The following is a 13256-nucleotide window of genomic DNA, read 5'->3' on the forward strand; positions in this document are numbered from 1 at the left end:
CGTGCGGCGTTACCGCGCTTCGCCAAGATAGTGGCGGCTCAGACGGCGCCAGGTCTCCGAGCCTATGGTGCCAGCAAGCAGCTCATTGGATGCGGTATCAAAGCGACCATCCGCCAGCCAGCCCAGCTGGGGCAGCAGCCGGGCCAGGGCGGCGTCATTGTGTTGCAGCTCCCTGTCCAGGGTTTCCCAGAAGGCGCTCCCCTTGACGTAAAAGAGCGGGTAGTAGGATCGATCCCCTGCCATCACCTCGCGGGCCGCCCGATAGAGGCCGCTCTCGCCATGGGGCAACTGCTTGCCCCGTTCGGCCAGCTCGTTGACCGCCGTGACCTGATGCAGCCGAAAGCGGCGCAGCGCCTTGATGGCAAGGTACTCGGCAAGGCTCTCGTTGACCCAGGTGGGCTGTGGCGCGGTGCTGAGGATGTGCACCGCCTCGTGGGCGGAAGTGCGCAGCAGACGCAGTGGCGCCTGTTGCGTCGGCTTGCCATCCATGGTGGGGTAGTTGGCGACAAACACCTGATCCCCGGCGGCGCCGCCGAGGGAGCGGGTCGCCACATCCCGCCCCAGCCACACCAGCCGCCACGGGTGAGTGGGCGGGGTGACATCGAGCTGGAAGGCCAGATAGTCGATGATCTCATTCATTTGTTGCTGCAGGGCCGGCAGATCGAGCTGATTGGCCGTCTCGTCATGGCTCAGCAGCAGCCTGGGCTCCCGTTTGGCGACGGGCACTGTGGCCAGACCAAATGGCAGGATCAGCGGCGGCTGGTTGAGGTCCGGCAGCGGCTGGCAACTGCCGTCCGGCAGACAGACGTCCCCTTGGCGACTCCCTTGCTGGCGTACCAGATTGCCCCATTCGGTCAATAGCCACCGATTGGGGGCAAACAGCAGCGACGCCTGGGCCGAGGCATCGGCCCCCAGGGCTGGCGCCGGGGTGAGGGTTACCTGCCAGCCGACCTCTTGGCAGGAGAAGGGCTGGTTGAGGGCCACCGGCTGGTTGTCTGCAAGACAGATCAGCTTGGGTGAAACCGGCGCGGTGCTGCCCGACAACTGACGAGCGGGGAGCAGGGTAAAAGGGGGATTGCCCTGCATCGTGAGGCGTACCTGCAACTGATTGGCACGGCTGCCCTGCTCAATATGGTAGCGAGGGCCGCTGGTGTCATCGGCGGCGCAGGCCCACAGCGGCAGCAACCACAGGGCACACAGGGGGAGATGGCGACTCATAGGGGATCAACGCTCCTCCTCGAAGGCCAGCAGATCCCCGGGCTGGCAGCCCAGTTCGCGGCAAATTGCCTCCAGGGTGGAGAAGCGAACCGCCTTGGCATGGCCGTTTTTCAGGATGGAGAGGTTGGCCTCTGTGATGTTGACCCGCAGGGCCAGCTCGCGGGCGGTCATCTTGCGTTCGGCCAGCAGGGCATCGAGTCGGATGATGATGGGCATGGGATCCTCACACCGTCAGTTGTTGTTCATCGGCCAGCAGTTTGGCCTCGCGCATCACCAGGGCCAGTGCCGAGACGATCAGCCCGGCCAGCAGCAGCTGGAAGTCCGACGAGCTGATGTTGATCTTGCCGTGCAGCTCGGGTCCCGGCAGGGTGAGCACTATGTCCAGCAGCGGCGTCGTGCCGATCTTGGTGACGAAGCTGACGCAGAGCAGCAGGCCGATCCACTGATAGCGACGGATCTGGCTGAAGGTGAACAGCATGGCCTGTCGGTAGCCGCGAAACAGCTGGAGCAGCTGCCACAGCATCAGCATGAACACCAGATCCGGCAGCAGCATCACCAGGGTGCCCAGCAGGCGGGTCCCCAAAGTGAGGGGATAGTCGGCAACGGCAGGCTGGGTGCTGGCCTGCGGGAGCGATTCCGTGGTCAGGGGCACCTTGCCGAGCACCGAACTCTCTTCCACATTCAGCGCTTCTTGCAGCTCCTGCTGCAGGTAGTCGCTGCCGCCGATCAGATGTGACCAGACCCCCATGACCGTCAGGACGGGGGTGGCCAGCAGGGTGGCCAGCAGGATCCATTCGATCAGGCTGCTCATGCGTTCGAGCTTGTTGTGTTTCATCGCTTACCTCTTTGAGTGAAAGGGTGGGCCACGCGTAGCGCCGAGTTATCGTTTATCAATAAACACAGACTGATGTTTATCGTTTTTCGATATTTATTCAACCGTTTTTTATTGAAAAACGATAAATTCTCGCCGCAATAAGGAGATGACATTTTCCGGGCAGCTCTCTAGACTGGCTGCTGCTGCGCTTGAATCTTCAACACTGACAAGAGGTTACAGATGCACCAGGGATGGTTGCTGATCGGATTGTCGCTCTCCTACCTGGGGCTGCTGTTTCTGATCGCCTACGTGGCGGACAAGAACAAACGGCGTCGCCTCCAGGGCCAGCCCCTGCTCTACAGCCTGTCGCTGGCGGTCTACTGCACCTCCTGGACCTTCTTCGGCACGGTGGGCCAGGCCAGCGAGTCGCCCTGGTCGCCGGTGCCCATCTACCTGGGGCCCATGCTGGTGTTCCTGTTCGGCTGGCGACTGCTGGCCCGCCTCATCCTGGTGGCCAAGCGCGAACACATCACCTCCATCGCCGACTTCATCGCCGCCCGTTACGGCAAGTCCCAGCGCCTGGCCATGGTGATCGCGCTGATCGCCATCATGGGCATACTTCCGTACCTGGTGCTGCAGCTCAAAGCCATCGTCACCGGGCTGGATCTGCTGATGGCCAACCCTGTGCCCGCCGGCCCCACCGGCAATACCGCCGGGCTGGCCCTCGGGGTGGCCCTGCTGCTGGCCCTGTTCAGCATACTGTTCGGCACCCGCCACCTGGATGCCACCGAGCACCACCGCGGCATGGTGGTGGCCATCGCCTTCGAATCCGTGGTCAAGCTGCTCGCCTTCATGGCGGTGGGGAGCTTCGCGCTCTGGCTCATCCTCAGCAAGCCGAGCCAGGCCCGCACCCTGGTGGCCAGCGATTTTCTCGATGCGGTGGTGGCGGTGACGCCGGGCAGCCTGCTGGAGCTCGCCATCTACACCCTGGTGGCCATGTGCGCCGTCATCTGCCTGCCGCGCCAGTTTCACGTGACCGTGGTGGAGAACAACCAGGGCCAGGATCTGCACTGGGCGCGCTGGTTGTTCCCGCTCTACCTGTTCATGATGGGGCTCTTTATCTGGCCGCTGGCGCTGGCGGGCAAGCAGTGGGTGGGGGCCGGCATGGCCTCGGATACCTATGTGATCAGCCTCCCCATGTCGCTCGGGTTCGACGGCATGGCGCTGCTGGCGTTTCTCGGCGGCACCTCGGCGGCCACCGGCATGGTGATCGTCTGCACCATAGCGCTGGCCATCATGGTCAGCAACGATCTGGTGCTGCCGGTGCTGCTGCGCCGCTTCTGGCAGCAGGGGCGGGACGAGCGGCTGGTGCGCCTGCTGCTGCAGGTGCGCCGCGGCGCCATCCTGCTGATCCTGCTGGCAGCCTGGGGGCTCTACCTCTGGCTCGGGGATCTCACCAGCCTGTCGCGCATCGGCTACCTGTCGTTCGGTGCGGTGGCCCAGTTCGCACCAGCCCTGCTGCTCGGCCTCTACTGGCGGCACGGCAATCGCAAGGGGGTATATCTCGGCCTCGCCCTCGGGGTCAGCCTCTGGTTCGCCACCCTGCTGGCGGAGAGCGGCCTGCTGGCCGGCTCGCCGCTGGCGACCCTGCTGGCGCCGCCCGACTGGCCCGCGGTACGCGACTTGAGCCTGGGGGCCTGGTGCATCTTCCTGAGCCTGTTGCTCAACCTGGTCGGCTATGTGGCGGGCTCCCTGCTCTCCCGCCCGGCGGTGAGCGAGCGGCTGCAGGCGGCCAACTTCGTCGGCAAGCCGAGCCGCGATACCACTGCGCTCTATCAGGCGCGGGTCTCGGTCAAGGAGCTGGAGATGCTGGCGGCCCGCTTCGTCGGCTCGAGCCGGGTCAAGCGCGCCTTCGGCCGCTTCGCTGGCGAGCGGGGCGGTACCCTGGCGCCCCAGATGCAGGCCTCTGCCGAGCTCATCGCCCACACCGAGCGGCTGCTGGCCGGGGTGTTCGGCACCTCGTCCGCGCGGCTGGTGCTGGCCTCGGCCCTGCAGGGGCGTAACATGCAGCTCGAAGAGATCGCCACCATAGTGGACGAGGCCTCCGACGTGTTTCGCTTCAACCGCGGCCTGCTGCAGGGGGCCATCGAACACATGGGGCAGGGGATCTCGGTGGTGGACCGGGAACTCAAGCTGGTGGCCTGGAACCGGCGTTACATCGAGCTGTTCCACTATCCCCCCGGCCTCATCCAGGTGGGCCGCCCCATCGAGGAGATCATTCGCTACAACGCCCAGCAGGGGCTGTGCGGCCCCGGCGATGTGGAGGCTCAGGTGGCGCGGCGGGTCGCCTTCATGCAGCGGGGCAGTCAGCACATCTCGGCCCGTGAGCGCCCCGATGGCCGGGTGATCGAGATGCAGGGCAACCCCATGCCGGCGGGCGGCTTCGTGATGACCTTTACCGACATCACCCCGTTTCGCGACGCCGAGCGGGTGCTGCGCGAGGCCAACGAACACCTGGAGGCGCGGGTGGCCGAGCGCACCCACGAGCTCTCCGAGCTCAACCGTCAGCTGCTGTTGGTGAACCAGCAGGTGGAGCGGGCCAACCACTCCAAGAGCCGCTTCCTGGCGGCGGTGAGCCACGATCTGACCCAGCCCCTCAACGCCGCCAAGCTGTTCACCTCCTCCCTGCTGGAGATGCTGCCGCCGGCGGACGAGCCGGCCCGCATCGCCCGCCACATCGACGATGCGTTGGGGGCGACCGAGGATCTCATCACCGATCTGCTCGACATCTCGCGCCTCGAGGCGGGCAAGTTCAAGGCCAAGAAGCTGGATTTTGCCCTGCGCGACGTGTTCGACAACCTCAAGGCGGAGTTCGGGGTGCTGGCCCAGGCGGGGGAGATCCAGTTCTCGGTGGTGGAGAGCAGCCTTGCGGTCTACAGCGACGTGCGCCTGCTGCGGCGGGTGCTGCAAAACTTCCTCACCAACGCCTTTCGCTACAACCCGGGGGGGCGGGTGCTGCTCGGCTGTCGCCGGCTCGGCGACAAGGTGCGCATCGAGGTGTGGGACAACGGCCCCGGCATTCCGGCCGACAAGCAGGAGGCGATCTTCGACGAGTTCTCCCGCCTCGATCACTCCCGCACCGCGCGGGAGCAGGGGCTGGGGCTCGGCCTTGCCATCGCTCGCGGCATCGCCCTGGTGCTCGGCCACAACCTGACCCTGCGCAGCTGGCCGGGGGCGGGCTCGGTGTTTGCCGTCACCCTCAACCTGGCGACCCGTCCTGTCGCAACGACGCAGGTGGCGGCCCCTGCCCAGCGCGACAGCCAACTGGAGGGGATCCGGGTGCTCTGCATCGACAACGAGAGCGATATCCTGATCGCCATGCAGTCACTGCTGGGGCGCTGGGGCTGCGAGGTGGTGTGCGCCCAGAGCCAGGCCCAGGCAGAGGATCTCATCGCCGGCGGCTTCCTGCCGCAGCTGGTGCTCTCCGATTACCATCTGGACGACGGCAAGACCGGATTGCAGGCGCTGCACATGCTGCGCCTCGCTCACGGCAACCACATCGGCGGCATCATCATCAGCGCGGATCGCAAGAGCGAGCTGCAGGCACAGATCCGGGAACACGGCTACGGCTACATCAGCAAACCGGTCAAACCCCTCAAGCTGCGGGCGCTGATGAACAGCATCTTGCGGCCGGCCAAACTTGATGGTGATCACGAATCCGGGAATTCGTCCGATTTTTAATCGGCAGCCCCCAAGTGGCAAGATCGGCACTTTCCGACCCGGAAATGTGCCTTTTCTTCTCGTTTGAGGCTCAAAATCGGTAAAAAGTGACTTATTAATAATCAATCAGGGGTTTGCCCTCTCTCCTTTGACTCCCTTATAGTCAGGTCGCGATTATTTTTATCGCAAATCAAGTTGTGCAAAAGGCAAACCGGACGAAAGTCCGGGACGCAAAGCTTCCGGTCTAAGGGTCAGCGGTACCTAGGATAGCGGGGCCACCACAGGTTGTTTCGTCCATGGGCCAAGCCATGGTGCGATGTTGTCTGCGTTACCTGTCAGGTTGCGTTGCCTTTTTCGTTATCTATTCCAAGAACGAAATAAGGATATTCAACTATGTTAAGTCCAAAACCCTCCGTACTGGCACTGATCGTCGGGGGGCTCTGCGCCTCCTCCGCCTTCGCTGCCGCCCCCGGCAAACCCACCATCGGCTGGGGCGAAACCAAGTTCGCCATCGTCGAAGTGGACCAGGCCGCCACCTCCTACAACAAGCTGGTGACGGTTCACAAGGATGGTGCCCCGGTCAGCGTGAGCTGGAACCTCTGGTCCGGTGATGTCGGCCAGACCGCCAAGGTGCTGCTCGACGGCAAGGAGGTGTGGTCCGGCGCTGCGTCCGCCTCCGGCACCGCCAACTTCAAGGTCACCCAGGGGGGCCGCTACCAGATGCAGGTGGCCCTGTGCAACGCCGACGGCTGCACCCTCTCCGACAAGAAAGAGATCCTGGTGGCCGACACCGACGGCAGCCACCTGTTGCCGCTCAAGGCGCCGCTCAAGGAGAACAACAAGCCCTACGTCAACAAGACCGGCAAGGTGATGGGGGCCTACTACGTGGAGTGGGGGGTCTATGGTCGCAAGTTCACCGTGGACAAGATCCCGGCCCAGAACCTGACCCACATCCTCTACGGCTTCACCCCGATCTGCGGTGGCAACGGCATCAACGACAGCCTCAAAGAGATCTCCGGCAGCTTCGAGGCGCTGCAGCGCTCCTGTGCCGGCCGCGAGGACTTCAAGGTCTCCATCCACGATCCCTGGGCCGCCATCCAGATGGGGCAGGGCAACCTCACAGCCTATGACGAACCCTACAAGGGCAACTTCGGCAACCTGATGGCGCTCAAGAAGGCCTATCCGGACCTGAAGATCCTCCCCTCCATCGGTGGCTGGACTCTCTCCGACCCCTTCTTCTTCTTCGGTGACAAGGCCAAGCGCGACACCTTCGTCGTGTCGGTGAAGGAGTTCCTGCAGACCTGGAAATTCTTCGACGGGGTGGACATCGACTGGGAATTCCCGGGCGGCCTCGGGGCCAACCCCAACCTCGGCAGCCCCTCCGATGGCGAGACCTACGTGCTGCTGATGAAGGAGCTGCGCGCCATGCTCGACGAGCTGAGCGCAGAGACGGGCCGCACCTATGAGCTCACCTCCGCCATCAGTGCCGGCGGCGACAAGATTGCCAAGGTGGACTATCGCGCCGCCCAGCAATACATGAATCACATCTTCCTGATGAGCTACGACTTCAACGGCGCCTGGACCAACACCGGGCTGGGTCACCAGACCGCGCTCTACGAGTCGAGCTGGGATCCCAACACCAAGTACACCACCGACAAGGGGGTCAAGGCGCTGCTGGGTCAGGGCGTCGAGCCCGGCAAGGTGGTGGTGGGGGCCGCCATGTATGGCCGCGGCTGGACCGGCGTCAGCGGGTATCAGGGCAACAACCCCTTCACCGGCACCGCCACCGGCCCGATTGCGGGCACCGAAGCGGAAGGGATCTGGGAGAAGGGGGTCATCGATTACCGCGGCATCGCCAAGAGCAAGATGGCCGGCGACTGGCAGTACAGCTATGACGAAGTGGCCGAGGCACCGTCCGTGTTCAAGGCTGCCACCGGCGAGCTCATCACCTTCGATGACGAGCGCTCGGTCAAGGCCAAGGGGCAGTACGTGCTGGCCAACCAGCTCGGCGGCATGTTCGCCTGGGAAATCGACGCCGACAACGGTGACATTCTCAACGCCATGCACGAGGGGCTGGGCCACGGCGATAGCACACCGCCGGTCAACAAGCCGCCGGTGGCCAATGCCGGCACCGATCTCGCGGTGACCGGCCCGGCCGAGCTGGTGCTGGACGGTTCCTCCTCCCGCGATCCGGAGGGGGCGGTACTGAGCTACAGCTGGGCCCAGATCTCCGGTCCCAAGGCAACCCTGAGCGACGCCACCCAGGCCAAGGCCAAGGTAGCCGTCGATGCAGTGAGCCAGGACGTCAACCTGGTGTTCGAACTGACCGTGACCGATGACCACAACCTCAGCGCCAAGGATCAGGTGGTGGTGACCAACAAGGCGCCACAGCCCAACCTGCCGCCGGTCGTTACCGTGCAGGACAAGGTCTCGGTGCAGGCCGGCAAGCAGGTGAGCATCACCGCCAACGCCAGCGATCCCAACGGCGATACCCTGAGCTATCAGTGGAGCGTGCCGGCCGGGCTCACCGCCAGCGGCCAGAACAGCAAGACCCTGGTAGTGACCGGCCCCAGCGTAACCGTGGAGACCGGCTATGACCTCACCGTCACCGTGACCGACGGCGCACTGGATGCCCAGGCCGCTACCCGCCTCACCGTGACTCCGGTCAGCGGTGGTGGCGACTGCAACGCCACCGATCCGGATGCCGCCAACTGGCCGGCCTGGAAAGCCGCGACCACCTACAACGGTGGCGAGAAGGTGAGCCACAACCAGCTGGTATGGCAGGCCAAATACTGGACCCAGGGCAATGAGCCGAGCCGCACCGCCGATCAGTGGAAGCTGATAAGCCAGGTGCAGCTGGGTTGGGATGCCAATGTTGCCTACAACGCAGGTGACGTGACCAGCCACAACGGTCGCCAGTGGAAGGCCCAGTACTGGACCCGCGGCAACGAGCCAGGCAAGCACGACGTCTGGCAGGACATCGGCGCCGCCAGCTGCAAGTAATTCACCATCCACAGGGGCATGCAGGACATGCCCCTCCTTTTCCCCCATAACAACAAAAGAGCACCACCATGACCACATGCACCACACGTCTTGCCTGCCTGATCGGCGCAGCCCTGGCAAGCGGCCCGCTGCTGGCCGCCGTTCAGCCACCCACGCCACTGGTCTTTGACACCACCCGGCCGCAGAACGATCTGCAGGGATCGCTGCAGGCCGGGGTCCAGTTTGCCCAGAGCCAAATCCTGCCCGCCCATCCGCGGGAGGGTGACAACCAGCCCCGTCTCACCGCCCTGCGCAAGAGCCTGCTGCTGGTGCGCCCGCTGCAGACCGGCAACGAGGCGCCGCTGGCGCTCGAGGCCCGCGACGGCGCCGGCAAGCTGCTCGGCAGCCTCACGCTGGAGCCGCCTTCCCGCCTGCCCAAGACCGCCTACTACCTAGAAGGAACGCCGGAGGAGGGGGTCGACTTCACCCCGGGCCCCGGCACCAGTACCGTCATCAACAGCAGCAGCGAGCTGGCCAGGCTGAGCGATCCGAGCGGCGCCTTCCTGCTCGGCAAGTTGCAGCCCCATGCCCTGGTCACCATCCAGACCGCAGACGGCCGCTGGGTGCGCGACATCTTCTTGCCCCGCGATGCGAGCCTGGAGGGCAAGATGGTGCGCCTTTCCTCCAATGCCGGTTACAACTCCACCGTCTACTTCAGCGGCCGTCAGGTGACCCTCTCCCGCGGCCAGAGCCAGCAGTTCAAGTTCGTGCGCGGCCAGTGGATCCGCGATGGCGAGCTGGAAAACAACGGCATCACCTATGCGAGCGACGCCTGGAGCGCCGTGCTGCCGGCCGAGTGGATCATGCCCGGCCTCACCCTGCGCCTGAGCCAGGGGGATCTGAGCGGCGAGCTGAGCGACCTCAAGGTGGGGGCGCCGGGGGAGCTGCTCATTCACACCATCGACATCGGCATGCTGACCAGCCCGCGCGACCAGTTCGCCTTTGCCAAAGATAAAGAGGCCCAGCGGGAGTACTTCCAGACCATTCCCGCCAGCCGCCTCGTCGTCAGCCAGTATGCGCCGCTGGCGCTGCCGGAAGTGATGCTGCCCGATGGCACCCTGCTCACCGACTTTGATCCGAGCGAGGGGGGCTGGCACACCGGCACCATGCGCCAGCGCATCGGCAAGGAGCTGGTCTCCCTTGGCATCGACAACGCCAACTACGGCATCAACAGCACCGCCGGGGAGGGGGAGAGCAGCCACCCCTACGTGGTGGCCCAGTTGGCGGCCCACAACAGCCGCGGCAAGTACGCCAACGGGGTGCAGGTGCATGGCGGCTCCGGCGGGGGCGGCATCGTCACCCTGGACGCCTCCCTTGGCAACGAGTTCAGCCACGAGGTGGGCCACAACTACGGCCTCGGCCACTACGTGGGCGGCTTTGCCGGCTCGGTGCACCGCAGCGCCGACCAGATCAACGCCACCTGGGGCTGGGATGGCGACAAGAACCGCTTCATCCCCAACTTCTTTGCGAGCCGCAGCGGCCAGAGCGCCTGCCTGGACGGCCAGTGCCAGGCCCCGTTTGATGGCCGCAAGTTCGGCTTCGACGCCATGGCCGGCGGCGAGCCGCTCTCCGGCTTCAACCGCTTCACCCTCTACACCCCCAACTCGGCGGCAATCATCCAGCGCTTCCTCGAGAGCAAGGCGGTGTTTGACGCCAGCTCGCCCACCGGCTTCAGCAAGTGGAACGAAAGCCAGGCGAAGATGGAGCCCTACCGCCACCGGGTCACTCTCGCCGAGCAGATCACCGCGCCGGTGAGCGACCTGGGTGAGGTCAGGCTGGCCGCCCTGCTGGCCGAGTACGATCTGGTCAAGGTGGCCATGTGGGATGGCAACTGGACCCGCAACATCCAGCTGCCGGCGGCCTCGGCGGTCAATCGCGGCCGCATCGTCAGCATCGACCACAATGCCGGCTACAACAGCACCCTCTTCATCAACGGTCAGCAGATCACCGTCTCGCGCGGCTTCAAGAAGAGCTACACCTCCGACGGCAGCCGCTGGAACGAGGGGGCGCCGGCGGATCTGGCGGTAGATCGCAAGCCCGCCGCCTTCGGCGTGCCGGTGACCACCCTGGTCGGCTACTACGACCCGCAGGGTCAGCTGCCGAGCTACCTCTACCCGGCGCTGCACGGCGCCTACGGTTTTGCCTATGGCGATGACGGCGAGCGGCTCGGCAACAGCGACTGCCAGCTGCAGGTGGAGACCCGCGACGGTCTGCTGCGCTTCAAGCTGGCCAACCACAGGCTGAACGCCAGCGTGATGAACAAGTTCCACGTCAACGTGCCGACCGCGAGCGAGCCGCGCAGTGCCAGCGTGCTGTGCCGCAACCAGTCACAGGCCGAGGCCCAGCTTGCGGCTGCCCCGGCCGGGCTCGGCTACACGGTCAACGGCATGCCGTTGGCGACGCGCTGATCCCTTTTCGCCTCGCGCAACGCGAGGTGCCACGGGCGGGGGCCAAGCCCCGCCCTTCTCTAGCAAGAGGTAAATATGATGACAAGAAAGTCCTCTGTGGCCACCCTGCTGGCCGCGCTCTGTCTGAGTGGCCAGTTGTGGGCCGCCACCCCTTATGACATCAATCAGGGCTATGCCGGCGGCAGCCAGGTCAGCTTCAACGGCCAGATCTACGAGGCCAAGTGGTACGCCAATCCGGGCCAGAGCCCGGGGGTGCAGGTGGCCAACGAGTGGGACTCGCCGTGGGCGCTGATGGGGGAGGGTGAGGTGACGCCCCCCAGCGGCGGAGAGGGGGTCACTCCGCCCGCGCAGGGAGGCAGCGGCGCCGCCGACGGCAGCACCGTCTACCTGAGCCAGAGCGAGCTGGATGCCAAGGAGCAGGCGCTCACCGACTTCCCGGCCATGACGGCGGTCAAGGCCTCCATCGCCACCCGCGACAATGCCGTGGTCGAGGCGGTGGCCCCCGGTCTGCCGCTCAACCCCGCCAACGTCAAACGGGTGGAGGGGTTGCTCAGCGAGTCGCAGTTCAACTTCCTGTTCCCGCTGCGGGCGCCGGAGTACACCTATCGCGGCTTCCTGCAGGCGGTGGCCAAGTTCCCGGCCTTCTGTGGTGACTACAGCGACGGGCGCAACGCCGAGGCCATCTGCCGCAAGTCGCTGGCCACCATGTTCGCCCACTTCGCCCAGGAGACCGGCGGCCACGAGAACTGGCGACCCGAGCCCGAGTGGCGCCAGGGGCTGGTGTGGGTGCGGGAGATGGGCTGGACCGAGCAGATGCGCGGCGGCTACAACGCCGAGTGCAACCCCGAGGTGTGGCAGGGTCAGCAGTGGCCGTGTGGCAAGTTCGACAACGGCGAGTTCAAGAGCTACTTCGGTCGCGGTGCCAAGCAGCTGTCGTACAACTACAACTACGGCCCCTTCTCCGAGGCCATGTTCGGTACTGTGCGCACCCTGCTGGACAACCCGGAGAAAGTGGCAGACACCTGGCTCAACCTGGCCAGCGCCGTCTTCTTCTTCGTCTATCCGCAGCCGCCCAAGCCCTCCATGCTGCACGTGGTTGACGGCACTTGGCAGCCCAATGCCCACGATCGGCAGAACGGCCTGGTGCCGGGCTTCGGGGTGACCACCCAGATCATCAACGGCGGGGTGGAGTGTGGCGGTGTGGCCGAACATGCCCAGTCCCAGAACCGCATCACCTACTACCAGGCCCAGGCCCAGTATCTGGGGGTGCCGGTGCCCGCCGACGAGGTACTCGGCTGCAAGAACATGAAGGTCTTTGACGAGGCCGGTGCCGGCGCCCTGCCCATCTACTGGGAGAACGACTGGAGCTATGTGCCTGGCAACCCCAACGGCGGCAAGAGCTACGCCTGCAAGCTGGTGGGCTACCAGACCCGTTTCAGCGCTTTCAAGGAGCGTGACTACAGCCGCTGCGTACAGCACTTCTTCCCCGAGGTGGTGATCGAGGACAACGGCGGTGGCACCAACCTGCCGCCGGTGGCCAGCATCAGCGGCCCGAGCGAGGCGCTGGGCGGCGCTACCGTGCTGCTCTCCGGCCAGGGCTCGAGCGATCCGGAAGGCAAGCCCCTCAGCTACGCCTGGACCCTGCCGGCCGGGGCCAGCGCCTCGGATCTGACCCAGTCCACCCTGAGTGCCACCCTGCCGCCGACCCCGGCCAGCGACACCCGCTACGGCTTCGTGCTCAAGGTGACCGACGACAAGGGGCTGAGCCGCAGCGCCACCCACGAGATCCTGATCAAGGGCAGCGGCGGCACCACGCCGCCGGATGGCAATCCGCCTTACAAGGAGGGTACTGCCTACAAAGCCGGTGACAAGGTGAGCAACCTGGGGGGCAACTACCAGTGCAAACCCCATCCCTACACCGGCTGGTGTGCCGGCGCGGCCTGGGCCTACGAGCCCGGCAAGGGCACGGCCTGGAGCGATGCCTGGATCAAGCTGTAACGACATCTCCGCGCAATAAAAAAGGCCCGTCAGGGCCTTTTTTCATGGGATGAATG

Annotated in this window: 7 protein-coding genes and 1 riboswitch; of the genes, 4 read left to right on the top strand and 3 right to left on the bottom strand. The window is 65.3% G+C overall.

The features are described from left to right. Positions 1 to 9: 9 nt before the first annotated feature. The 3 genes from ACB033_RS14060 to ACB033_RS14070 are packed head-to-tail and all read right to left on the bottom strand — an operon-like array spanning position 10 to position 2053. Positions 10 to 1218, bottom strand: a complete 1209-nt coding sequence (locus tag ACB033_RS14060) for a hypothetical protein (RefSeq protein ID WP_371140564.1) — start codon at positions 1216 to 1218, stop codon at positions 10 to 12. A gap of 6 nt (positions 1219 to 1224) precedes the next feature. Beyond that, positions 1225 to 1434, bottom strand: a complete 210-nt coding sequence (locus tag ACB033_RS14065) for a helix-turn-helix transcriptional regulator (RefSeq protein ID WP_005304071.1) — start codon at positions 1432 to 1434, stop codon at positions 1225 to 1227. A 7-nt stretch (positions 1435 to 1441) separates the two neighbouring features. Beyond that, the gene (locus ACB033_RS14070; protein ID WP_042009128.1) at positions 1442 to 2053 is read right to left on the bottom strand and encodes a DUF2975 domain-containing protein; all 612 of its coding nucleotides are present in this window, start codon (positions 2051 to 2053) and stop codon (positions 1442 to 1444) included. Positions 2054 to 2272: 219 nt separating this feature from the next. On the opposite strand from ACB033_RS14070, the gene ACB033_RS14075 reads away from it, so the two are divergent. From ACB033_RS14075 to ACB033_RS14090, 4 genes are all read left to right on the top strand, one after another. Then, positions 2273 to 5773, top strand: coding sequence for a PAS domain-containing hybrid sensor histidine kinase/response regulator (locus ACB033_RS14075; protein ID WP_017787710.1), 3501 nt, complete (start codon positions 2273 to 2275; stop codon positions 5771 to 5773). A gap of 174 nt (positions 5774 to 5947) precedes the next feature. Then, positions 5948 to 6035, top strand: a riboswitch (cyclic di-GMP riboswitch). A gap of 110 nt (positions 6036 to 6145) precedes the next feature. Then, positions 6146 to 8755, top strand: a complete 2610-nt coding sequence (locus ACB033_RS14080; RefSeq protein WP_139725268.1) for a glycosyl hydrolase family 18 protein — start codon at positions 6146 to 6148, stop codon at positions 8753 to 8755. A gap of 68 nt (positions 8756 to 8823) precedes the next feature. Beyond that, a complete protein-coding gene (locus ACB033_RS14085; protein ID WP_139725270.1) occupies positions 8824 to 11202 on the top strand; it encodes a M66 family metalloprotease in 2379 nt (792 codons plus the stop codon). Between the two features lie 75 nt (positions 11203 to 11277). After that, entirely contained in the window at positions 11278 to 13200 is a 1923-nt protein-coding gene (locus ACB033_RS14090; RefSeq protein WP_338325301.1) for a glycoside hydrolase family 19 protein, read from the top strand. Positions 13201 to 13256 lie beyond the last annotated feature (56 nt).

The organism is Aeromonas sp. S15(2024) (assembly GCF_041402265.1).
GTDB lineage: Bacteria > Pseudomonadota > Gammaproteobacteria > Enterobacterales > Aeromonadaceae > Aeromonas > Aeromonas dhakensis.

Excerpts from the sequence above, each read along its gene's own strand:
- ACB033_RS14060 (WP_371140564.1), bottom strand. The coding sequence starts at position 1,218 with ATGAGTCGCCATCTCCCCCTGTGTGCCCTGTGGTTGCTGCCGCTGTGG.
- ACB033_RS14065 (WP_005304071.1), bottom strand. The coding sequence starts at position 1,434 with ATGCCCATCATCATCCGACTCGATGCCCTGCTGGCCGAACGCAAGATG.
- ACB033_RS14070 (WP_042009128.1), bottom strand. The coding sequence starts at position 2,053 with ATGAAACACAACAAGCTCGAACGCATGAGCAGCCTGATCGAATGGATC.
- ACB033_RS14075 (WP_017787710.1), top strand. The coding sequence starts at position 2,273 with ATGCACCAGGGATGGTTGCTGATCGGATTGTCGCTCTCCTACCTGGGG.
- ACB033_RS14080 (WP_139725268.1), top strand. The coding sequence starts at position 6,146 with ATGTTAAGTCCAAAACCCTCCGTACTGGCACTGATCGTCGGGGGGCTC.
- ACB033_RS14085 (WP_139725270.1), top strand. The coding sequence starts at position 8,824 with ATGACCACATGCACCACACGTCTTGCCTGCCTGATCGGCGCAGCCCTG.
- ACB033_RS14090 (WP_338325301.1), top strand. The coding sequence starts at position 11,278 with ATGATGACAAGAAAGTCCTCTGTGGCCACCCTGCTGGCCGCGCTCTGT.